This window comes from Pseudomonas sp. JDS08PS003 (genome assembly GCF_045013505.1).
Taxonomy (GTDB): domain Bacteria; phylum Pseudomonadota; class Gammaproteobacteria; order Pseudomonadales; family Pseudomonadaceae; genus Aquipseudomonas; species Aquipseudomonas protegens_B.
Map to the genome: position 1 here is coordinate 3,436,523 of NZ_CP120724.1, position 21,762 is coordinate 3,458,284.

Annotated in this window: 17 protein-coding genes; 9 read left to right on the plus strand and 8 right to left on the minus strand. The window is 63.0% G+C overall.

Features of this window, described 5'->3' with window-relative positions; genetic code table 11:
• Positions 1 to 33 precede the first annotated feature (33 nt).
• Both P7C00_RS15535 and P7C00_RS15540 read left to right on the plus strand, forming a co-directional pair.
• Positions 34 to 1,686, plus strand: a complete 1,653-nt coding sequence (locus tag P7C00_RS15535; protein WP_404939804.1) for a VRR-NUC domain-containing protein — start codon at positions 34 to 36, stop codon at positions 1,684 to 1,686.
• The gene (locus tag P7C00_RS15540) at positions 1,683 to 3,977 is read left to right on the plus strand and encodes an ATP-dependent DNA helicase (protein WP_404939807.1); all 2,295 of its coding nucleotides are present in this window, start codon (positions 1,683 to 1,685) and stop codon (positions 3,975 to 3,977) included. Before P7C00_RS15535 ends, P7C00_RS15540 begins: the two co-directional genes overlap by 4 nt.
• 51 nt (positions 3,978 to 4,028) lie before the next feature.
• Here the strand turns inward: P7C00_RS15540 and P7C00_RS15545 are convergent, their stop codons facing one another.
• From P7C00_RS15545 to P7C00_RS15570, 6 genes are all read right to left on the minus strand, one after another.
• Positions 4,029 to 4,442, minus strand: coding sequence for a TIGR03067 domain-containing protein (locus tag P7C00_RS15545; protein WP_346632878.1), 414 nt, complete (start codon positions 4,440 to 4,442; stop codon positions 4,029 to 4,031).
• 26 nt (positions 4,443 to 4,468) lie between these two features.
• Positions 4,469 to 5,116 (minus strand): response regulator, encoded by a 648-nt coding sequence (locus P7C00_RS15550; RefSeq protein WP_346632879.1) that lies wholly within the window; start codon positions 5,114 to 5,116, stop codon positions 4,469 to 4,471.
• A gap of 74 nt (positions 5,117 to 5,190) precedes the next feature.
• Positions 5,191 to 8,427 (minus strand): response regulator, encoded by a 3,237-nt coding sequence (locus P7C00_RS15555; RefSeq protein ID WP_404939809.1) that lies wholly within the window; start codon positions 8,425 to 8,427, stop codon positions 5,191 to 5,193.
• Between the two features lie 109 nt (positions 8,428 to 8,536).
• Positions 8,537 to 9,727, minus strand: a complete 1,191-nt coding sequence (locus tag P7C00_RS15560; protein WP_346632881.1) for an EAL domain-containing protein — start codon at positions 9,725 to 9,727, stop codon at positions 8,537 to 8,539.
• Positions 9,714 to 12,548, minus strand: a complete 2,835-nt coding sequence (locus P7C00_RS15565) for an ATP-binding protein (RefSeq protein ID WP_346632882.1) — start codon at positions 12,546 to 12,548, stop codon at positions 9,714 to 9,716. Before P7C00_RS15565 ends, P7C00_RS15560 begins: the two co-directional genes overlap by 14 nt.
• A gap of 198 nt (positions 12,549 to 12,746) precedes the next feature.
• Positions 12,747 to 13,568 (minus strand): aldo/keto reductase, encoded by an 822-nt coding sequence (locus tag P7C00_RS15570; protein ID WP_346632883.1) that lies wholly within the window; start codon positions 13,566 to 13,568, stop codon positions 12,747 to 12,749.
• A 243-nt stretch (positions 13,569 to 13,811) separates the two neighbouring features.
• On the opposite strand from P7C00_RS15570, the gene P7C00_RS15575 reads away from it, so the two are divergent.
• From P7C00_RS15575 to P7C00_RS15595, 5 genes are read left to right on the plus strand one after another with little or no spacing between them, the layout of a single operon-like run.
• A complete protein-coding gene (locus P7C00_RS15575; RefSeq protein WP_102865121.1) occupies positions 13,812 to 14,027 on the plus strand; it encodes a molybdopterin-binding protein in 216 nt (71 codons plus the stop codon).
• A gap of 42 nt (positions 14,028 to 14,069) precedes the next feature.
• The gene (locus P7C00_RS15580; protein WP_346632884.1) at positions 14,070 to 15,107 is read left to right on the plus strand and encodes a 2-oxoglutarate and iron-dependent oxygenase domain-containing protein; all 1,038 of its coding nucleotides are present in this window, start codon (positions 14,070 to 14,072) and stop codon (positions 15,105 to 15,107) included.
• 30 nt (positions 15,108 to 15,137) lie between these two features.
• Positions 15,138 to 15,947 (plus strand): MetQ/NlpA family ABC transporter substrate-binding protein, encoded by an 810-nt coding sequence (locus P7C00_RS15585; protein ID WP_404939811.1) that lies wholly within the window; start codon positions 15,138 to 15,140, stop codon positions 15,945 to 15,947.
• Positions 15,944 to 16,921: a methionine ABC transporter ATP-binding protein gene (locus tag P7C00_RS15590; RefSeq protein WP_346632886.1), complete on the plus strand. Its 978-nt coding sequence runs from the start codon at positions 15,944 to 15,946 to the stop codon at positions 16,919 to 16,921. Before P7C00_RS15585 ends, P7C00_RS15590 begins: the two co-directional genes overlap by 4 nt.
• Entirely contained in the window at positions 16,918 to 17,589 is a 672-nt protein-coding gene (locus P7C00_RS15595) for a methionine ABC transporter permease (protein WP_346632887.1), read from the plus strand. Before P7C00_RS15590 ends, P7C00_RS15595 begins: the two co-directional genes overlap by 4 nt.
• Before the next feature lie 4 nt (positions 17,590 to 17,593).
• Here P7C00_RS15595 and P7C00_RS15600 read toward each other — a convergent pair whose 3' ends face one another.
• Positions 17,594 to 18,520: a LysR family transcriptional regulator gene (locus P7C00_RS15600; RefSeq protein ID WP_346632888.1), complete on the minus strand. Its 927-nt coding sequence runs from the start codon at positions 18,518 to 18,520 to the stop codon at positions 17,594 to 17,596.
• Positions 18,521 to 18,607: 87 nt separating this feature from the next.
• Between P7C00_RS15600 and P7C00_RS15605 the strand changes: the two genes are divergently transcribed.
• Complete coding sequence (locus tag P7C00_RS15605) at positions 18,608 to 20,134, plus strand: MFS transporter (RefSeq protein ID WP_404939813.1); 1,527 nt, start codon at positions 18,608 to 18,610, stop codon at positions 20,132 to 20,134.
• Between the two features lie 8 nt (positions 20,135 to 20,142).
• Here P7C00_RS15605 and P7C00_RS15610 read toward each other — a convergent pair whose 3' ends face one another.
• On the minus strand, positions 20,143 to 21,054 hold the full coding sequence (locus P7C00_RS15610; RefSeq protein ID WP_346632890.1) for an AraC family transcriptional regulator: 912 nt from the start codon (positions 21,052 to 21,054) through the stop codon (positions 20,143 to 20,145).
• 104 nt (positions 21,055 to 21,158) lie between these two features.
• On the opposite strand from P7C00_RS15610, the gene P7C00_RS15615 reads away from it, so the two are divergent.
• On the plus strand, positions 21,159 to 21,719 hold the full coding sequence (locus tag P7C00_RS15615) for a carboxymuconolactone decarboxylase family protein (protein ID WP_346632891.1): 561 nt from the start codon (positions 21,159 to 21,161) through the stop codon (positions 21,717 to 21,719).
• The last annotated feature ends 43 nt before the right edge of the window (positions 21,720 to 21,762 follow it).

A 21,762-nucleotide genomic window follows, 5' to 3' on the forward strand; every position in this document is an offset into this window, starting at 1 on the left:
CCAGTATCAGTCCAGCCGTGGCGTCTTCGTTCAGTGACTTCCAATCCCCTCGAAAATCCCCTTTATTACCTGCATAACTTCCAGCAAGTCCTGAACTGGCTGGAGCAGCGCTACGCCGATGTGCTGTGTGACGAGGAGCAGCGTTTCATCGCGGATTTTGCCCAGTTGCCCCAGCCATCCCAGGCTTTGCTGGTGCGCATGGTGATGCGCAAGGGACGACATTTTCGCCTGGGCAAATTGAGTTACCCGGAGATCGGCGACTGCACCCGGGCCCTGGCGCCGTTGCTGGAATTGGGCTGGGTCGACGAGCAGGCGCCATTGGCCCTGGACGAGTTGTTCGGCCTGTTGCAAAAGGCCGAGATCCTGCAGTGCTTTCGCGACCAGGGGCTGGCGGCCAAGGCCAAGAAGAACCAGTGGCTGGAGACCTTGCAAGCGCTGTATCCGCATCCCCAGGCCTTCGGCCAATGGTGCCCGGCACTGGCAGACCGGCTGCTGAGCCTGACGGTCATGCCGTTGTGCGATCGCCTGCGCCTGATGTTCTTCGGCAACCTCTATCAGGACTGGTCGGAATTCGTGCTGGCGGACCTGGGGATCTACAGCTACGAAAAGGTCGAGATCAGTGCCGACGCCCGGGGCTTGCGCAGTCGTGACGATGTGAACGGCTTCATCTATCTGCACCAGTGCCAGGAAGCCTTCGAGGCCGGGGAGGAGGTGGGCGCCGTACTCGCGCAGATTGGCGCGTTGAGCACCGCCAACCCCTGGCTGGAGAAACGCCGCGGCAAGCTGTTGTTCCAGCTGGGGCAGCATTGCGAGCGGTTGACGGAATGGTGTCAGGCCCGGGAGATCTACCAGCAATGTGCCTACCCGGGTGCTCGCCTGCGGTTGATCCGGGTGCTGGAGCTCAGTGCCGAGTACCCGGCGGCCCTGGCGTTGGCCGAGCAGGCTGCGGCGGCGCCCCAGAGCGCGGCCGAGGCCCAGCAGTTGCTGCGGGTCATGCCCCGGCTGCGGCGCAAACTGGGTGGCCCGCCGGCGCCTCGGGCGGTCAGCCGCGAAGTGGCGCGACTGGATCTGTGCCTGCCCCGTGACGCCGACGGACTGGCGGTGGAGCTGCATGTCCAGGCTCATCTGCAGCAACCCCAGGCACCCGTGCACTACGTGGAAAACACACTGATCAATTCGCTGTTCGGGCTGCTGTGCTGGCCGGCGATCTTCGCCCCCTTGCCGGGGGCCTTCTTCCACCCGTTCCAGCGTGGGCCGGTGGATCTGCTGAGCGAAGACTTCCATGAGCGGCGCAGCGATCTGTTCCAGGCCTGCCTGGAGGAGCTGAACGATGGTCGCTACCGGGACAGCATCCGCCAGCGGTTTGTCGACAAGTGGGGTCTGCAGTCGCCCTTCGTGTTCTGGGGGGCCTTGACCGAGGAATTGCTGGAGCAGGCCCTCGACTGCCTGCCGGCCGAGCACCTGAAACACTGGTTTGAGCGCCTGCTGCTGGATATCAAGGCCAACCGGGCCGGGATGCCGGACCTGATCCAGTTCTGGCCCGAAGCAAGGACCTACCGGATGATCGAGGTCAAGGGCCCGGGGGACCGGCTGCAGGACAACCAGCTGCGCTGGCTGGATTTCTGCCAGGAGCACCGGATGCCGGTGGCGGTGTGCTATGTGCAATGGCAGGACCTGTCAACGTGAGCTACCGCATTGCGGTGCGCGCCTTGTGCGAGTTCAGCGCCAAGAGCGGTGACCTGGATCTGCGTTTCACCCCATCGCCTACCGCCCTGGAGGGGATAGTCGGGCACCGCACCGTGGCTTCCCGGCGCAATCCCGGCTACCAGAGCGAAGTTGCTCTGGAGGGCCAATACGGCGAGCTGCTGGTCAGGGGCCGGGCGGACGGTTATGACCCGGCGCAGAATCTCCTGGAGGAGATCAAGACCTACCGGGGCGACCTGACCCGCATGCCCGACAATCACCGGCAATTGCACTGGGCCCAGGCCAAGGTCTATGGCTGGCTGTTGTGCCAGAGCCTGCAGCTGCCGAGTGTCCGTGTTTCGCTGGTGTATTTCGACATCCTCAGCGAGCAGGAAACCGCCCTGGTGGAGGAGCACAGTGCCGAGGCACTGCAGGGCTTCTTCAATCGGCAGTGCGCGGTGTTCCTGGAGTGGGCGCAGCAGGAAATGCGTCACCGAACGGCCCGCGACCAGGCCACCGGGGCCCTGGTTTTTCCCCATGGCGAGTTTCGCCTTGGCCAGCGACATCTGGCGGAATCGGTGTACAAGGCGGTCAGTACCGGCCGTTGCCTGCTGGCCCAGGCTCCCACCGGTATCGGCAAGACCCTGGGCACGATCTTTCCCATGCTCAAGGCCATGGCCCCGCAGCAATTGGACAAGCTGTTGTTTCTCACTGCCAAGACCCCGGGGCGGCAGTTGGCGCTGGATGCAGCCCGGGTGCTGTTCGCCAGCCAGTCCCAGCTGCCGTTGCGGGTCCTGGAACTGGTGGCCCGGGACAAGGCTTGCGAGCACCTGGACAAGGCCTGCCACGGCGAGTCCTGCCCGCTGGCCAAGGGTTTCTACCAGCGCCTGCCCGCAGCGCGCCAGGCGGCCAGCCAGGTGCCGATGCTGGATCGCCAGGCGCTGCGCGAGGTAGCCCTGGAGCATCAGGTCTGTCCTTACTACCTGAGTCAGGAGATGGCCCGCTGGAGCGATCTGGTGGTGGCCGACTACAACTATTACTTCGATTTCAGCGCCTTGCTGTTCGGCCTGGCCCAGGCCAATCAATGGCAAGTGGCGGTGCTGGTGGACGAGGCCCATAACCTGGTGGAGCGCGGGCGGGGCATGTACAGCGCCAGCCTGGATCAACAACAGCTGGCCAGCGTGCGCAGCACTGCGCCTCAGGCGCTGAAAAGCGCATTGCAACGGCTCAACCGCGAGTGGAACGCCTTGCACAAGGAACAGCTTGCGCCTTACCAGGCCTATGAGCAGTTGCCGACGGCCCTGCTCAGGGCGCTGGCCTTGTGCGTCGCCGCCCTGGGGGACTACTTCAACGAGCAGCCCCTGGGCCTGGACAGTGGTTTGCAGGGGCTGTATTTCGAGCTGTTGCAATTTGCCCGGGTGGCGGAGCTGTTTGACCAACAGCAGTTCATCTTCGATATCAATAAGCGCTCCCTGAGTGCCAAGCGCAGCCTGTCGCGGCTGAGCCTGCGCAATGTGGTGCCGGCGCCGCTGCTCGGGCCTCGACTGGCGGCGGCCCGCAGCACGGTGCTGTTTTCCGCGACTCTCAACCCGCAGCATTACTACCGCGACCTGCTGGGATTGCCGCAGACCACGGTGTGGCTGGACGTGGAGTCGCCGTTTGCCGCCGCGCAACTGGACGTGCATATCGTCAGCCGCATCTCCACCCGCTATGTGCATCGACAGGCGTCCCTGGCGCCCATCGTCGAGCTGCTGGCCCGCCAGTTCGCTACGCGGCCGGGCAACTATCTGGCGTTCTTCAGCAGCTTCGATTATCTGCAGCAGGTGGCCGAGCTTTTGGCCCGCGAGCAGCCGCAGATTCCCCTGTGGCTGCAGTCCAGGGGCATGGATGAAGCGTCGCGCCTGAGCTTTCTCCAGCAGTTTCGTGCAGAGGGGCAGGGCATCGGGTTCGCTGTGCTCGGCGGGGCTTTCGGCGAAGGCATCGACTTGCCCGGCTCAAAACTCATCGGCGCCTTTGTCGCCACCCTCGGACTGCCTCAGCTCAACCCGTTGAACGAGCAGATGAAGCAGCGCATGGCCAGGCTGTTCGGCTCCGGATACGACTACACCTACCTCTATCCCGGACTGCAGAAAGTGGTGCAGGCGGCAGGGCGGGTGATTCGCAGCCAGGCCGATCGAGGGGTGTTGATGTTGATCGACGATCGCTTTGCCGAGCCCAGGGTGCGGCAGTTGTTGCCGAGCTGGTGGGCGGTGGATGCCCAAGGGAAGGCGCCGGCAGGGGAGATTTCGAGGTGATGGCAGGGACTGTGCGGCTTGCCCCCGGCGTCTGTTCGCCGGGGGCGAGGGTCACTGGCCTTGGCGGACCCGGACGAAGCGCCGCAGGGTCTGGCCCGGCCCGGTGCTGAAGCGGGTCGGCCGGGGTTGGCCTTCATCGGCGGCGATGAACACGAAGTCGTCCTCAGTCAACTCATAGCTGGCGGGCAGGGGCTTGCCCGCATCCGCGCCGATGGAGTCGATCCAGGTGATCGACTTGGGGGTGGTGCTGCTGTCGAGGGTGAAGCTGCCGGCCAGCAGCACTTCACCCGCCACCGTCAGCACGCGAAACCTATCACCTTCGATCAGGGTCAGGGCCCCGGGCGCACTGTGTTCGTCAGGCGGATTCAGTACGCCGCTGTCCTCCATCCCGGTTTGCTCCCAGGCTCCCTGCAGGCGTTGAAGTTCCAGCGAGTCGTTGCTCCTGGTGGATGACAAAGTATCCATTGTCGATCAATTCCTTGTGGGGGCGTTCAGTTGAAGATGTTGCGGCCAATGCAGTAGGTCAGCAGGTCCTGGTCGCTCTGTACTTCCAGCTTGCGCATGGCGGAGATCTTCTGGGCGCTGATGGTTTTGGAGCTGCGGTTCTGGCTGCGGGCGATGTCGCTGACACTTTTGCCGGAAACGAACAAACGGAGGATTTCGAACTCCTTGGGCGACAGGGTGGAGATGCGCTCATCGATCGCCACATTGGACTCCATCACCGAGTTGGAAGCAGGTTCCAGGCTGCGGTAGATGCCTTTTTGCGCGATGGCCTTGAGGGCGGTCTGGATCTCTTCGTGCAGCTGGCTTTTCTGGATCACCCCGACCACACCCAACTCATGCAAACGGGTGAGGATCAGTTGGTTGGAAATCATGGTGAGGATCAGAATCTGCAGGTGCGGAAAGTTGCGCTTGAGGTATTCCACCAGCTTCAGGCCATCACCGTAGGGCGAGTCTCCGGGCATGTTGTAGTCGGTGATGACGATGTCCACCGGCTGGGATTCCAATTGCTGGATCAGACCTTTGGAACACACCGCTTCACCGACGATTTCGAAACGTTCGTCGCGCTCCATCAACTCGCGTACGCCCAGCAAGACAATAGGGTGATCGTCAGCAATGACTACTTTCAGTTTTTCCATGGCAAACACACCCGTGTAATACGCAAATTAGTAAAGAAACATGAGACTGACGGTACATTAAACCCTGCCACCCATTATTCAAGGGGCAACAGGAGTTCCGACAAGCGCTGCATCAGTTGCCTGACTTGAGCTACCAGTGCCGGGTTCAGGGTGTTTTCCAGTAATTGGCACTCAAGTTCGGCGCAGGCCCTGGCCAGCGCCCCGGCCTGCACCGCGCCCATGGCCCCGGCAATACTGTGCAGACGCTCTGCCGCAGCCTTGCTGGAGCCGGTCTCCAGGGCCTTGGCCAGTCGTTGCAGGTCATCGTGCATGGTGCTGAGAAATAGCGGCCGCATCCGCTCCGAGACCTGAATAGTGTCTGCTACGGGGCGGGGCGGCGCTGGCCGGTTTTCGGTCTGCAACGCAGGTCCGGCGGCAGGCGAGGCGCTTTTGCCGGGCACCTGGCAGAGTTTCGACAATTGCCCCCGCAGGGTCTGCAGGCTCATGGGCTTGACGATCCAGGTGTTCATGCCGGCAGCCAGGCAGCGGCGGCCTTCTTCGCGCAGGGCATTGGCGGTGACGCCGATGATCGGCAGTTCCGGCTCGCGCAGACGCAGCTCCCTGGCCAGGTCGTAGCCGTTCATGACCGGCATGTTGACGTCGGTCAAGGCGATGTCGAACCGCTGCGGCTGCCACTGCTCCAGGGCCTGTTCACCATTGGCCGCCAAGGTTACCTGGCAACCCAGGGCCTCCAGTTGCTCCTTGATGATGGCCTGGTTGATGGGGTTGTCTTCGGCCACCAGGATGTTCAGGTTCAAGTGTTGCAAGGGACCGGGCTCGCGCCGTGCCAGGTGCAGTGGCTGTCCCTGGCGAGCCAGCGCCGCGGCCTGGGCGATGGCACGGATGTCGTGGGCGTCGACCTCCCATTGCGCCGGCTGCAGGTTGCTGTTCCAGCGACCGCTGGAACTGGCGCTGACACAGGGGCCGGGCCAGGGTGCCTGGGTGTCCCGGGGCAGCATGTCGATCAGCACGTTGCTCTGGGGCTTGTCATCCCGGTTGAGGGGCAGCGGATAGGCCTGGACCCCAAGGCGGTTGAGCCAGTCGCACGTGCTTTTCATCAGTTCCGGCACCGGTGCGCGCACATAGACTGGCGGCCCTTCGGGCAGTGGCTCGGCTCCCGACAAGGTCCCTGGCAGGCGTTGCAGGGTCAGGCGCAGGGAAAAGCTGCTGCCCAGCCCCGGTTCGCTGATGACCTGCATCTGCCCGTCCATCATCTCGCTCAGGCGTTGGCAGATCGCCAGACCCAGCCCGGCGCCGGCTTCACTGGAGGCGTCGCGGACCTGATAGAAGGGGTCGAACAACTGGGGTTGCTGCAACGACGAGATGCCAATGCCGGTATCGGTGACTTGCCACTCTATGCTCGCCTGGCGCGCATCCTGTTCCAGCACCCGCACGCGCAGCACCACCCGGCCGCAGTCGGTGAACTTGATCGCGTTGCTCAGCAGGTTGTTGAGAATCTGCCGGATGCGGGTGGCGTCCCCGAGCATCAGGTCCGGCAGGCTCGGGTCGATGCAGGCATAGAGCAGCAGCCCGCGGCGTTCGGCAAAGGCTGCGTAGGTGTGCAAGGCATCCTCCACCATGTCCAGGGGGCAGAACTCCACCGGGTCGATGCTCATTTGCCCGGATTCGATCTTGGAGACGTCGAGAACGTCGCTGATCAGCTGGAACAAGGTACTGGAGGAGCGCTGGATGGTCTGCAGGTAATCGCTCTGGCGCGGGTCCAGTTGGGTCAGGCCCAGCAGTTCCAGGGTGCCGAGCACGCCATAGAGCGGGGTGCGGATCTCGTGGCTCATGGTGGCCAGGAACAGGGTCTTGGCTTCGTTGGCCGCGTCCGCTGAGCGTCTGGCCTGTTCCAGCACCTGGGCGTCTTCGACATGCTGGGTGACGTCATTGAAGGTGCAGAGCAGCACGTCCTGGCCCTGGTAGCGGGTCGAGACCAGGCCGACCTGCAAATGGCGCCCATCGACATCGAGGTAGGTTTCGCCGTTGTCGCTCAAGCCCTGTTCCCGCTGCAGCAGGGCCAGCAGTTTTGTCGTGCCTTGCCATTGTTCGGCCTGGCGATTTTCCAGCAGCACCTTGAAGTCTTCACGACGCACCACGCACAGGCCGGTGGGCGCGGTGTCGAGCACCACCCGGCTGAAGGCTTCACTCTCGGCAATGCTCTGGTGCGCCAGTTGCGCCGGCGTTACGACCTTGTCGCGATACCAGCGACTGGCGGCCCAGCCGCTGAAGAGGGCGCCCAGGGCCAGGGTCAGCAGGCCGATCAGGGTCCATAGGGCGTAGCCGAAATAGCTCTTGTAGCTGATGGTGTAGATCCCGGTCCAGAGTGCCGGGGTGTGGCTCGTCACCTTGAAAATCATCCCCTGCCAGCCGAAGTTGAGACCCTCGTGCAGGGCGTCGGCAGAGGCATGGGAGCCGGTAAGGATGCTGCCGGAGGGCTCGATCAGGGTGAAGTCGTCATAGATCGACCAGTCCATGAGGCGCTCGATGTTATTGACTTCGTCCAGGTTCAGCAGCGAGGCCACCACCATCCAGTTGTTCGCGCCCTGGATGTGCAACTGTTGCGGGCCAAGGTGCAGGTTGATGTAGGCCAGCAGCTTGGGGGAAACCTGCATCGAGGCCGGGAGGTGGTATTTCTCCCAGTAGACCTGATTGTCCGGGAAGCCGTTGTTCTTTACTGCCAGGTGCCGCAGGACCCTTTCCACCACACTGTTGTAGGGCCTGTTGCTGCTCCAGGGGTTGCCCCGTGCATGCCGCGCTGCGGGTACGCTGATGTCGAAGTTGCCGAAGGTATTGAACAGGAAGGTACGTGGCGCGTGATAGTGCGAAGTGGACCAGAAGGCGCTGTAGAACGTCGACAGGTGCAGGCCCAGGGCGAACACCTTGGGCAGCTCGCTGGCGGCCAGTTGCTGGTGATTGAAGTTCAGGCTGAAGGGAATCGAATAGGGGGCTTGCTGCCCTTCGTAGGCGGTTTTGCCTTCACTGGGCAAGGGCTGCTGCAGGTACAGGGCGGATGGTTCGTCAGCCAGCAGCGCTTCGATGGACTGGCGGCTGGCCAGGCGTCGGAGGAACAGCTCCTGCTCCTGAATGTTTTCCATAAGCCGGGCGAAATGAAACCTCACTGTGCTGTTCTGCTCATCGATCAGGCGTTGGGCGGCCCAGTAGAGGGTAGCGAACAGCAGCAGCGCCAGCCCCGCGAGAATCAACAGACCCTTGTTCAACCGGATCGAGCTTCGAGTGAGATTCTCCAGGAAGGTGTCGCTGTATTTCATCACTGAATTCCCAAATGCATATAAGGGCCTTGATTCCGAGATTCCTCTCTCTGAAGCAAGGCCGTCAGCGATGAGTGAAGGTTGCGTGGGTGAGCAATGGGCTCATCGGCTAGTACAGGGTCGCCGGACCATCTTGGGCCAGCAGTTGTTGAAACTGTTGCGAGGACACGGCGTGTGAAATCAGAAAGCCCTGCACCTGGGTGCAGTCGATTTTTCGCAACAGGGCCAGTTCCTGTGCGCTTTCCACGCCCTCGGCGACCACCGTCAGGCCCAGTTGACGACCCAGCGCAATGATACTGGTCAGGGCCTGGGCGATTTCCTCATTGTTGTGGCAGCCCTGGACCAGGGCTCGATCGATCTTCAGCTCGGTGAAGGGCGTCGACACCAGATTCATGTAGGAGCTGTAGCCCTTGCCGAAATCGTCCTGGGACAGGCCGAAACCCTTGATGCGCAGGCGGCAGGCACCGGCGTAGAAGTTGCTGATGTGTTCTGGAGTGGAGCACTCCATCAGCTCGAAACAGATCTTGCCGGGTATGCCTTGGCGCTGGATCACGAACTCATGCAGACGATCCGCCAGGTCGGCGCTGTTGAGCAGGTGGGTTGGCAGATTGATCGACACTGGGATGTCATAGCCGTCTTCGCGCCAGTGCACCTGGGCTTCCAGGGCCTGCTCCAGGATCAGCCACAACAGTTCCTCTTCGAGTCCTGCGGCGGTGAGCTCCGGTAGAAAGTCGCAGGGCAACAGCATGCCGTGTTGCGGGTGCATCCAGCGCACCAGGGCTTCGGCGGCGACGATCCGGCCGTTGTTGAGGGATTTTTTGGGCTGGAACCAGGCTTGAATCTGCGAATTGCGCAGGGCGTGTTGCAGGGTCTCGCTGCTGCGCTCGACCCAGATCGCCGGTGGCGGCTCGCTGCTGGCCAGCCCCGGCAACTGCGCAGTGAGGCTACGCAACGCCGCCAGGTTCACCGGTTTGGATATCAGTCCTATGACCCGCAGGCCCAGGTTGCGGGCCACCAGGCTGGCGCCCATCAGCATGCGCCGGGAAGAGGCACTCATGATTGCCAGGGCCGGGCGCACGCGGTGCGTGGCCAGGCCCTGGATGAATTGCACACCGTCCATGCCAGGCATCAGCAGATCCGTCAGTACCAGGTCGAAATGCCGTTGCTTGAGGCGCTCGAGAGCCTCGGAACCGTTGCTCGCGACCTCCAGCTGGTAAGGCCCCAGCTCGTTGAACAAGTGTTGCAGGTACATGTACTGAAACGGCTGATCTTCGACGATCAAAATGCTACAGGACTTCATGAGGGGCTCTTTCATAGGGCGCCAGATAGTTGAACAACGCTCTTAATGCAAAGGGCTTGACCAGGCAGTGGTTCATCCCGGCTGCAAGACAGAGCTCTTCTTCTCCGCGCATTGCATTGGCCGTCGCCCCGATGATCGGGATCGAACAGCCTTGACGTCGAAGCTCCTTGGCCAATTCATAGCCGTTGAGCTTCGGCATGTTCACATCGGTCAACACCACGTCGAAGTGTCCGGTTCTCCAGATGGACAGGGCCTCTTCTCCGTTCGAGGCCAGTTCCACGCTGCAGCCCAGCTCCTCCAACTGGTCCTTGAGGATCAACTGGTTGATCACGTTGTCTTCGGCCACCAGCACATGCAGGCTGAGTTTTTTCAGTTCGCGGCTGTCGGAGTGTTCCTCGCTCTGTGCCACCCAGACGCCCTGGGCCTGGCTCACCGCCTGGTGGATCGCCCGCAGGTTGTTGGTGTTGACCTGCCAACTGCCGCCACGGATCCGTGGTTCGTTGTGGCCGTCGCCACTGGTGAGCACCAGGGGGCCTTGCCAGTCGGGCTCCAGGCGATGCTCCACGATCCCTGGGTGCAGCTCGATCAGCACGTTGCCCCGGCTGCGATCGGACTGAGTGGGCAGGCTGAACTGGGCCCGGGCGCCCCAGCGCCGCAACCAGCCGGCCACGGATTCCGCCAGTTCGCGTACCGGGGACACCACATAGATCATTTCTGGCAGCAACGGGCTGATCAGGGGTGCGCTGGACAGCATGGAACAGGCTTCCAGGGGCAGGGTCAGGGTAAAGCTGCTGCCCAGTCCGAGTTCGCTGACCATGCGGATGTTGCCGTTCATCAATTGCGTCAGGCGCTGGCAGATCGGCAGGCCCAGGCCCGTGCCGGCGATGACATTGGTGTTGCCCTCGGTCTGGTAGAAGGGCTCGAAGATCAGCGTCTGGTCGTCCTGGGCGATGCCGCGTCCGGTGTCGGATACCTGCCAGAGGATGTTGCTGCGTTCGCCGTCACGACTGTCCACCCGGACTCGCAGGACGATGCGGCCCGAGTCGGTGAACTTGACCGCGTTGTTCAGCAGGTTGCTGAGGATCTGGCGGATCCGCGTGACATCGCCAAGGAGCACTTCCGGCAACTGCGGGTCCACGCAGGCATAGAACTGCAGACCCTTGGCGTGGGCGGCAGCGGCGTAGCCCTGGATGATCTCGTGCACCAGGTCCAGGGAAGAGAATTCGCTGAGTTCCAGGGCCAGCTGCCCGGCCTCGATCTTGGACACATCCAGCACGTCGCAAATCAGTTGCAGCAGAGTGCCGGAGGAGCCTTCGATGGCCCGCAGGTAGTCCTTCTGCTGGTTGTCCAGGTGGGTCCGGGAGAGCAGCTCGAGGGTGCCGAGCACGCCGTACAGCGGTGTGCGGATTTCGTGGCTCATGGTGGCCAGAAACAGGGTCTTGGCTTCGTTGGCGGTATCGGCCAGGCGCTTGGCTTCTTCCAGTGCCGCTTCGATCTGCTTGCGTGCGCTGATATCGCTGAAGGCGCAGAACAGCACGTCTTCGCCGTTGTAGCGGGTCGGTGCCGAGCTGAGGTAGAGATGGCGACCATCGGCGGTTTCAAAGTAATCCGAACTATTGGGCCGGTTGGGATCGAAGGCCTGCTCGATCCACCCGGCACACAGTTGATCGCGCTCGGTGCCGTTGCCCAGCCATTGCTGGGACAGGGTGTTCTCCAGCACCACCCGGCCATCGCTGCGGCGCAGTACGCACAGGGCTACCGGGGCGATCTGGATCACGTCGCGGCTGAAGGCTTCGCTTTCGATCAGGGCCTGGATCCGGTCCAGCGCCGGAGCGATCAGGCGGACTTCGACCCAGTGGGTCAAGAAGCTGATCAGGGCCATGCCGAACAGGCTGATGAGCAAGGCCACAAGCAATTGCGGCCAAAGACTCTTGAGCAGATTGTGCAAGTCGAAGGAATACACCAGTTGCCAATCCGATGACCCCAGTTGCTTGCGGATCACCAGGTGGTCAGGCCACCAGCGGCCACCGAGAAAACCGAAGAAACTGTCGCCCTTGACCTGCTGCACGTCCTCGCTCAGTTGTGCGCTGGGGGTGCTGCTGAAAATCAGCCCGCCCTGGGAATTGAACATCATGAAATCCCCGGCGCTCTGGTCGCTGAGGGCGGCGGAGACACTCTTGCCATCCATCTCCAGGCCCAGCCAGCCAGAGTTGGCGAAGCGTTCGTCAAGGCGAGTGAAAATGTACAACTGGGCAGCACTTGAGGAGTGGTCCATCAGCCACAATTCTTCACCCGGCGGCACTTCGGAAAACTTCAGAGTGGCCAGTTTGGCCAGCAGCGGTCCGGGCAGATAGGCGCCTTCAGGCTGAGTGCTGAACAGGCGTTGCACCTGAGGTTGCTCGCCGCCGTGGACATAGAGCAGATTCAGCTGTTTGTTTCTCAGATAGTCGCGCATGCGCTGGGTGAGCCAGACCCCCCATTGGTTTTCTCCCGGGGTCCCCAGTTGCAAGTGGATTTCCTCAGCCGAGTCTGCACTGGGCGCATAGATTTCGTTCTGCCGGGATTTGTGTACGGCGGACAGGCTCAGACTTTCCAGCAGGGCTTCGCGGCTGGTGAAGAATGTCTGGGCTTCGGCAATGGCACTGCTCATGTAGCTGCGCCGTTGTGACAGTTCGTTGCTGATGCTTGAGCGCAAGAAGTTGTAAACGGCGCCCAGCAGGCCGATCAAAAAAATCAGCGCCACGACACGAAGCAGCCGACGGGCTGCTTCAGGACTGGAAAAAAGGGGATTGATCTGATGCAGGTAGCTTTTTAATCTCATGCGCCAACTGTAATTGGGGGGCATGCCAAGCAGGGATCAGACAATTCTTAAATAACTGGGTACAAAGTAGTTTTATGGTGTTTATCGGGAACTTAGTTGTTTGTCTGAAATAGCAACTTTTCTCTGAACCATTTTCCTACGATTAGTTTTTTGCAACTTTTCCTGAGGTTGAAAATTTCTTATTCCGTTATAGCGGTATCAAACCATCTCCAGGCGCTGTTTACGCCGAGGCGGAGTAAACACTTGATCCAGGGCTTGCAGGTCCTGGGGTTCCAGTTGCAGTTCGCCGGCCTGGGCGTTGAGACGCAGGTGCGCCGGGCGCACTGCCTTGGGAATCACCAGCACCTGGTCCTGTCGCAGCAACCAGGCCAGGGCCACCTGGGCTGACGTGACACCGTGGTTCCGGGCAATTTGCTGCAATACCGGTTCGGCCAGCAAGGCGCCGCCCTGACCGATCGGGCAATAGGCCATAAGCGGCATCCGTCGCTGCTGGCAGGCGGGTAACAAATCGAACTCGATACCCCGCGATTCCAGGTTGTACAGCACCTGATTGGTGGCGCAGACCGGCGAATCAAGCTCCTCCAGGTCGGCCACGTCGAAGTTGGAGACCCCCCAGCGGCGAATCTTGCCGGCTTCCCGCAGCCGCTCGAAGGCCTCGATGGTTTCCGCCAGCGGATATTGGCCGCGCCAGTGCAACAGGTACAGGTCGATGACCTCGGTACCCAGGCGTTGCAGACTGCGTTCGCAGGCCAGTGGCAGGCCTTTGCGACTGGCATTGTGGGGATACACCTTGCTCACCAGGAACACCTGATCACGGCGGCCGGCAATGGCCTGGCCGACCACTTCCTCGGCGCCGCCTTCGCCATACATTTCCGCGGTGTCGATCAGGCTCATGCCCAGGTCGATACCGGTACGCAGTGCCGCGATTTCCTGGTCCCGCTGCCGGCGATCCTCGCCCATCCGCCACGTGCCCTGGCCAATGACCGGAACCTGTGTGTCCGCGAGTTTCAGCGTGCGCATGGCTGCCTCCTGGTGTCTGTCACGCGTTGACTGTGGAGGCACAGGGAAACAAAGCCGCCGGCAACGGTCAAGGGCACGCCGATGTACTCGAACGCTGAAAATCAGCGAAGAGGGCAGAGATCTCATATTCTCAAAAGGAATAAAATACTAATTATTTATTCCTTTGAAGGCTTTGGCCAAAGGTGCATGTTTGTCACCAGCCGCTCAATTTCAGAGTCCGGTGCCAGCAGAGGATTTTTCAGCATGACCATTCAAGCGATCAACGTACGCAACCAGTTCAAAGGCGTGATCAAGGAGATCCACGAAGGCCAGGTGGTTTCGGAAATCGACGTGCAGACCGCTTCGGGCATCGTCACCTCGGTGATCACCACGCGCTCGGTGCGCGACCTGGAACTGAAGATCGGCAGTGAGGTGATCGCCTTCGTGAAATCCACCGAAGTGTCCATCGCCAAGCTCTGAGCCACGCACCTCGGACGTCGTCAACTCACAGGGGAGTGAAACATGCCGCACTCGCTGGATATCACCGCGTTACCTGTGCTCGACCTGAGCCAGCTGGAGGGTCACCCGGAGCAGCGCCAGGCCTTTCTCCAGAGCCTGCGCCAGGCGGCGCGGGATGTCGGGTTCTTCTACCTCACCGGGCACGGCATCGACAGTGGCCTGCTGCGTCGGGTGCAGGATCAGGCCCGGGCCTTCTTTGCCTTGCCCGACGCCGACAAGGCGGCGGTGGGCATGATCCATTCAGCGCATTTTCGCGGCTATAACCGAGCGGCCTCGGAGATCACCCGGGGCCAGCCGGACCTGCGCGAGCAGTTCGACCTGGGGGCCGAGCGCCAGGCCTTGCCCCTGGACCCGCAAAGCCCGCCCTGGGCCCGTTTGCAAGGGCCCAACCAGTGGCCGGCACAGTTGCCGCAGCTCAAGCCCCTGTTGCTGGAATGGCAGCAGGCAATGACCCGCATGTCCCTGCGCCTGCTGCGAGGTTTTGCCCAGGCCCTGTCATTGCCGGAGCACGCCTTCGATCCCTTGTACGGCGAACGGCCCAACGAACACATCAAGCTGATCCGCTATCCCGGCCACGCCCCGGGGCAAAGCAACCAGGGCGTGGGCGCCCACAAGGACTCCGGATTCCTCAGCTTTCTGCTGCAGGACCAGCAGGCCGGTCTGCAGGTGGAAGTGCAAGAGGGCCGCTGGATCGACGCGCTCCCCAGGGACAACACCCTGGTGGTGAACATCGGCGAGCTGCTGGAGCTGGCCACCCATGGCTACCTGCGGGCCACGGTGCATCGGGTACTTTCGCCACCGGCGGATCGCGATCGCTTGTCCATTGCCTTTTTCCTCGGTGCCCAACTCGACGCCCGAGTGCCGCTGTACCCCTTGCCCGCAGCGCTGTTGCAGGAAGCCCGGGGCCCGGCCAGCGATCCGGACAATCCATTGTTTCGTGAGGTGGGCTGGAACTACCTCAAGGGGCGCCTGCGCTCCCACCCCGACGTCGCCCAGCGCTTCTACCCCGATGCCCTGGTACCCAAGGCCCTGAGTGCCTGACCCCCGATTCGCCGACCCAAGGACATCACCATGTTGAAGAAGAACCTGTTTGCCCTGGCGCTGCTGACCGGCCTGGGTCAGCTCTTGCCGGCCGTTGCCGCGCAGCCGTTGCGGGTCGCGGCAGACCCGGTGCCCCACGCGCAGATCCTCGCGTATGTGCAGAAACTCGACCCGCAGCTGGCGTTGCAGATCATCGAGATTCCCAACGGCGTGAACTCCAATGAGTTGCTGGCCCACGGCGACGTGGACGCCAACTACTTCCAGCACCTGCCTTATCTCAAGTCTCAGGAACAGGCCCTGGGCCAGCCGTTCGCGGTGGCCGCCAGCGTGCACATCGAACCCCTGGGCATCTACTCCCGGCGGCACAAGAGCTTCGATCAGGTGCCTCAGGGCGGCACAGTGGCGGTGCCCAACAATGTCACCAACCTCAGCCGCGCCCTGTACCTGTTGCAGAGCTACCAACTGATCCGCCTCAAGCCCGGCTTCAGCGATCCGGCTCGTGACCAGGCCACCCCCAAGGACATCGCCGACAACTCCAGGCAACTGAAGATCCTGGAAATCGAATCGCCGCAGATTCCCCGGGCCCTGGAAGATGTCGACCTGGCGGTCATCAACGGCAATTACGCCCTGGAAGCCGGCCTGGTGCCGGCCAAGGATGCCCTGGGGCTGGAGAAGGCCGAGCACAATCCCTACGCCAATATCCTGGTGACCACCCCCCAGCTGCAGGACGACCCGCGCATCCGTCAGTTGGCCAAAGACCTGCGTTCTCCTGAAGTGGCCCAATACATAACCGAGACCTACTCGGGCTCGGTGCTCCCGGTTGCGGATCGCCAGCCATGATCCAGGTGGAGCAGGTCAGCAAGGTCTATGGCGAGGGCCAGCCACCGGCCCTGGATCGGGTGTCACTGACGGTTCCCGATGGCGCGGTCTACGGCATTCTCGGCCGCAGCGGCGCCGGCAAGTCGACCCTGCTGCGCTGCCTGAACCTGCTGGAACGCCCCAGCAGCGGGCGCATCCTGATCGATGGCCAGGACCTCGGCACGCTGTCCGAAGGCCAGTTGCGCAGGCAGCGCCAGGGCATCGGCATGATCTTCCAGGGTTTCAACCTGCTGCATTCACGCACGGTGCAGGACAACGTCGCAGTGCCCCTGGAAATCGCCGGCCTGGGCAGGCCGCAACGTCAGGCCCGGGTCCGGGAACTGCTGGATCTGGTGGGGTTGAGCGACAAGGCCCAGGCCTTTCCCTCCCAACTGTCCGGCGGCCAGAAGCAGCGGGTAGGGATTGCCCGAGCCCTGGCCGCCGGCCCCCGTTATCTGCTGTCGGATGAAGCCACCAGCGCCCTGGACCCGGAAACCACCGCCTCGATCCTGCAACTGCTGGCGCGAATCAACCGCGAACTGGGGCTGACCATCGTGCTGATCACCCACGAGCTGGAAGTGGTCAAATCCATCTGCAGCCATGCCGCTTCCCTGGCCCAGGGACGCTTGCTGGAGTGCGGTCCGATTGCCCAGTTGCTCGCGGACCCGCAATCGGCCCTGGGCCGCGCCTTGCTGCCGGGCTACAACCTGCCGTTCAACGGCAACCAGCCCGAGGCCGAGCTGACGTTCTTCGACAACCAGCGGGCCGCGCCGCTGCTTGCGCAACTGAGTCGCCAGCAGGCGTTGGAACTCAAGGTGCTGGCCGGCGGTGTCGAGTCGGTGGGCGGCCGGCGGGTAGGGCGCCTGCGCATCGCAGCCGCCGGTGCCGACGTCGGCAAATTCCAGCAACTGCTGACGGCCCTGGCCCAGCGAGGCATCCGGAGTGAACGCCTGTGAACCGCAGTATTGATTGGCAGGAACTGGCGCAACTGCTGATAAACGCCACTGGCGAAACCCTGTACATGGTGCTCCTGGCCTCTTTGTTCACGGTGTTGATCGGCCTGCCTCTGGGCGTGCTGCTATTCGTCAGCCGCAAGGGCGGCCTGTCCCCCATGCCACGGATCAATCGCCTGCTGGGGGCCCTGGTCAACCTGGGGCGCTCCTTGCCCTTTGTGGTGCTGCTGATTGCCTTGATTCCCCTGACCCGGCTGGTGGTAGGCACCACCCTGGGCAGCACCGCAGCGGTGGTGCCCATCACCATCGGCGCCTTTCCATTTTTCGCGCGGATCGTCGAGAACGCGCTGGATGAAGTGGACAAGGGCCGGATCGAAGCGATCCTGGCCATGGGCGGGCATATCGGTCATGTGATCTTCAAGGCGCTGCTGCCGGAAGCCTTGCCGGCCCTGCTGGCGGGGCTGACCCTGACCCTGGTGATGCTGATCGGCTTCTCCTCCATGGCCGGGGTCATCGGCGGCGGAGGCCTGGGCGACCTGGCGATCCGCTATGGCTATCAGCGTTTCAACAACCAGATCATGGTGGCCACGGTGCTGGTCCTGGTGTTGCTGGTGCAGGGAGTACAGAGCTGCGGCGACAGGCTGGTACGCTCCCTGGCGCACCGCCGCTGAGTCCTCAAGTCACGGGCGGCCTGGGGCCGGGCAGTTGCTGCCAGCACTCGGCCAGCCAGTCGCTCAGGGCGCTGACCCGCTCCGGGACGAAGCGACTGTGCAGACGCAGCAGGTTCACCGGTAGCGCGGGCAATTGCCATTGCGGCAGCAACCGGCGCAATTCGCCCCGTTGCAACGCTTCGTCGAGCAACCAGTCCGGCCCGGCATGCAGGCCGGCCCCAGCCAGCAATGCGGCCCGTATGGCGCCGACGTTATTCAGATAGAAACTGCCATTGAGCTCGACGTTCTCCACCTGGCCCTGGCGGGTCAGTGTCAGTTGGCTCGGGCTGTGTTCGGTCATCCAGGAATAGATCAGCGCCCGATGGGCCGGCAGGTCCCCGGGATGTTGCGGCGTGCCGTGGGTCTGCAGGTAGCCGGGGCTGGCGTACAGTCCATGGGACAACGCTCCCAGGGGACGGGCCACCAGGGACGAAGCGGGCAGGTGGCCGACGCGCAATGCCAGGTCGATGCCCTCGGCCATCAGATCCAGGGCCCGGTCGCACAGCAGCAGATCGAGGACGATGTGCGGGTGGCGCTGCTGAAAGGCCGCCAGCCAGGTGGCTACATGGCGCTCCCCGAGGGCCACCGGGGCACTGACCCGCAGCCGCCCGGACAATGTCGTCTGCTGTTGATCGAGGCCGGCCAGCAGGGCATCCATTTCCTCGATCAGCGGCCGCATCTGCTCATAAGCCCGGGTGCCGACCGTGGTCAGGCTGATCTTGCGGGTACTGCGATTGAGCAATTGGCTGTTGAGACGCCGCTCCAGGGCGGTGAGCTGACGGCTGACGGAGGAGGGTTCCAGGTGCAGGTCCTCGGCGGCCAGCGTCAGGCTGCCACGCTCCACCACCCGGAAGAATATTCGCCAAGCGGCGTTGTCTTGATTTTTGCGCATGGCGCAATTTGCTTTTGATGTTGCGGACATGTCAATGCGTAAAGTGCAGCAATAGCATCGCAGTCCCTGTTATCCGGAATCCCTGCCATGTCCTCGATCCCCCCCTGCATATCTTCTGCCGATCGTTACTGGGTGCTGTTCGCCGTGTGTGCGGCGGGTTTGATCCTGCCCCTGGAGTACACCGGTCCGGCCATGGCACTGCCGGCCATCGAGCGTGCCCTGGGGGGCAGCCCTCTGGCCCTGGCCTGGGTCATCAACGCCTTCGCCCTGAGCTTTGGCAGCGTGGTGATGGTGGCCGGAACCCTGGCCGACCGTTATGGGCGCAAACGCATCTTTACCCTGGGCATGGCCAGCTTCACCCTGTTCTCGCTGGTGATCGGCTTCTCGCCCAATGTGCTGGTGCTGGACCTGTTGCGCGGCCTGCAGGGCATCGCCGCCGCCCTGGCCATGTCCGCCGGCGCGGCGTCCCTGGCCCAAGTGTTTGAAGGGCGGGCGCGGACCCAGGCCTTCAGTCTGCTGGGCAGCGCCTTTGGCCTGGGGCTGGCTTCGGGGCCAGTGATCGCCGGGGCCCTGGTACAAGGTCTGGGCTGGTGGGCGATCTTTCTCCTCGGGGCGCTGATCGGCATCGCGGTACTGACCCTTGGTGTACCGCGCATGCAGGAAAGCCGCGACCCACAGGCCGGCAGCCTGGACAAGCTCGGCAGCCTGACATTCAGCGCCTTCCTGGTGTTTCTCACCTTTGCCATCATGCAGATTCCCCAACACGGCCTGGGCAGCTTCGAGGTCGGGGGCCTGCTGGCCGGCGCGGTTCTCTGGTTAGGGGCCTTCATCCGGGTGGAGCAACGGCAGCGGCGACCGATGCTGGATCTGCGGCTGTTCGGCTATCGGCGCTTTGTCGGCATTCAGCTCCTGCCGGTGGCCACGGCCGCCTGCTTTATCGTGCTGTTGATCATCCTGCCGCTACGCCTGATCGGTGCCGAGGGCCTGAGTGAATGGCAGGCCGGGGTGCTGATGATTGCCCTGTCGGCACCGATGGCCATAGTGCCCTTCAGTGCGGCACTGCTGACGCGCTGGGTCAGCGCCGGCGCCCTTGCATGCCTGGGCCTGCTCATTGCCGCTGGCGGTCTGCTCTGGCTCAGTCAGGTGCCGGTGGGGCAGGCCGGGATGTCGATGGTCTGGCCGCTGCTGGTGATCGGCATCGGCACGGGCCTGCCCTGGGGGCTTATGGACGATCTGGCCATCAGTCAGGTGCCGGTGGAGCGGGCCGGCATGGCCACCGGCATCTTCACCACCATGCGCGCCTGTGGCGAAGCCATCTGCGTGGCGGGGGGGCTGGCCTTGCTCAAGGCATTCCTGTGGCGCGAAATGGCCGATGGCGCCACGCTGGAAGCCATTGACGGCGTCCGCCTTGAGAGCGCCGCCAACGCCATGGTCATGGGCGATATGTCCGGCGTCCAGTCCCTCGCCCAGGGGCTGCCGAGGATGGAGCAACTCTACGGCAATGCCTTCGCCAGCCTGTTGCAGGTCCTGGCGGGCATCACCTTGCTTGCCGCGGTGTTCAGTGCCCTGGTACTGCGCCGGCCCCGGGCGGCGGACTGCCCGGTAGTGCCCTGAAGCCTGAATCAGCGCCCTTCATGCTGCTTGCGATAGGCCCCGGGTTGTAGGCCCACGGCCTTGGTGAAGGCCCGGGTGAACGCGGCGATGGACTGATAACCCACGCTCGCCGCCGCCTGCTCCACGGTCTGGTTGGCCTTGAGCAACTGGCAGGCGTGGCGCATGCGCAGGGCCAGCAGCACCTGCCCAGGGGACTGACCGGCCAGTTCATTGAAACGCTTGAAAAACGCCGAACGCGACAACCCGGTCAGGGCCGCCATGCTTTCCAGAGGCCAAGGCTGGCCGGGTTGCTGGATCAACTGCTCCAGCAGCGGGGCAAACCCCGGGTGGCGGGCCAGGGCCACCAGGCCGCCGAGGTCCTGGTTGGCGCTGACCTGCTGGCGCAGCACATAGAGGAACAGCAGATGGCTGAGGCGCTCCAGCAAGGCCGAGGACGGTGCCGGGGTGCGTTGGCACTCGTCGAGAATCAGCTGGAACAGCGCACGGGCGGCGCTGAGGGACGGATCGCCGGCCCGCAGGATCAGCCAGCCCGGCAAGCCGTCGATGATCAGCGAAGACAATCCCGACTTGAAGTGGAAGAAGCCGCAGACCAGGCCCACGCCATCCTGGGCAGTGGCATCCAGGGCGCTCATGGTCATGCGCGGCAGTTGCTGCGCCGCTTCGCACTGTTGGGCGCTGGACAGTCGATAGCCCAGGTCCTGTAGTAGAAACACCGCATCCCCGGCGTCCAGGCGCAGCGCCTCGGGCACGCCATCGAGGTGCAGCCAGCAATGACCCTGGACGATCAGGTGGAAACTGGCCCGGGCCAGCCCCTGAGTGCTGGCGTGCCAGCCACCGCAGTAGCGCCCGACATGAAACAGGCTGGCGTCCAGTTCCAGGCTTTCTAATAACCAATCAACCAAGGGGCTTGATGAAATCATCTAAGGGAAACACTCAGGAGCAAGTAATCGCTACTTTAGAATATGGATCGGAATTCTTATAACCAACAGACTTGACGCACACCTACACAGCAGGAGTCCACTCCATGTCCCGCGTCACTCTACACACCTTGCACAGCGCCCCAGAAGCCGCCCGGCCATTTCTTGAAAATGCCCTGAAGAATTCCGGCTACATCCCCAACCTGCTGGGCATCCTGGCCAACGCCCCGGCGGCCCTGGAAACCTACGTCACGGTCTCGGGCCTCAATGCCAAGGCCGAGCTGAGCCTGGCGGAGCGGGAAGTGGTGCAGTTGATCGCCGCCACCACCCATGGCTGCGATTTCTGTGTCGCAGGTCATACCGCGGTCGCCCTGAACAAGGCCAGACTCCCGGACCCGGTGGTCAGCGCCCTGCGTGAACAGAGCACCTTGCCCGAGGCCCGCCTGGAAGCCCTGGCGGATTTCGCCCGGGAAGTGATCGCCACCCGGGGCAAGGTCAGCGACCCGGTTTATGCCCGGTTCAAGGCCGCAGGGTACAGCGAAGGCAACGCCCTGGAAGTGATCCTGGGCATCAGCCTGGCGACCCTGTGCAATTTTGCCAACGTGTTCGCCGGGACCGAACTGAACCCCGAGCTGGCCAAGTATCGCTGGTCCGCCCAAGGTCAATGATTCAAGGCGCCGGTTATCCAACGGCGCCCCTTCAAGGAGAAAA

Bases quoted from the DNA above. Each gene is read 5' to 3' on its own strand.
- P7C00_RS15545 (WP_346632878.1), bottom strand. From the start codon at position 4,442: ATGGATACTTTGTCATCCACCAGGAGCAACGACTCGCTGGAACTTCAA.
- P7C00_RS15550 (WP_346632879.1), bottom strand. From the start codon at position 5,116: ATGGAAAAACTGAAAGTAGTCATTGCTGACGATCACCCTATTGTCTTG.
- P7C00_RS15555 (WP_404939809.1), bottom strand. From the start codon at position 8,427: ATGAAATACAGCGACACCTTCCTGGAGAATCTCACTCGAAGCTCGATC.
- P7C00_RS15560 (WP_346632881.1), bottom strand. From the start codon at position 9,727: ATGAAGTCCTGTAGCATTTTGATCGTCGAAGATCAGCCGTTTCAGTAC.
- P7C00_RS15565 (WP_346632882.1), bottom strand. From the start codon at position 12,548: ATGAGATTAAAAAGCTACCTGCATCAGATCAATCCCCTTTTTTCCAGT.
- P7C00_RS15570 (WP_346632883.1), bottom strand. From the start codon at position 13,568: ATGCGCACGCTGAAACTCGCGGACACACAGGTTCCGGTCATTGGCCAG.
- P7C00_RS15575 (WP_102865121.1), top strand. From the start codon at position 13,812: ATGACCATTCAAGCGATCAACGTACGCAACCAGTTCAAAGGCGTGATC.
- P7C00_RS15580 (WP_346632884.1), top strand. From the start codon at position 14,070: ATGCCGCACTCGCTGGATATCACCGCGTTACCTGTGCTCGACCTGAGC.
- P7C00_RS15585 (WP_404939811.1), top strand. From the start codon at position 15,138: ATGTTGAAGAAGAACCTGTTTGCCCTGGCGCTGCTGACCGGCCTGGGT.
- P7C00_RS15590 (WP_346632886.1), top strand. From the start codon at position 15,944: ATGATCCAGGTGGAGCAGGTCAGCAAGGTCTATGGCGAGGGCCAGCCA.
- P7C00_RS15600 (WP_346632888.1), bottom strand. From the start codon at position 18,520: ATGCGCAAAAATCAAGACAACGCCGCTTGGCGAATATTCTTCCGGGTG.
- P7C00_RS15605 (WP_404939813.1), top strand. From the start codon at position 18,608: ATGTCCTCGATCCCCCCCTGCATATCTTCTGCCGATCGTTACTGGGTG.
- P7C00_RS15610 (WP_346632890.1), bottom strand. From the start codon at position 21,054: ATGATTTCATCAAGCCCCTTGGTTGATTGGTTATTAGAAAGCCTGGAA.
- P7C00_RS15615 (WP_346632891.1), top strand. From the start codon at position 21,159: ATGTCCCGCGTCACTCTACACACCTTGCACAGCGCCCCAGAAGCCGCC.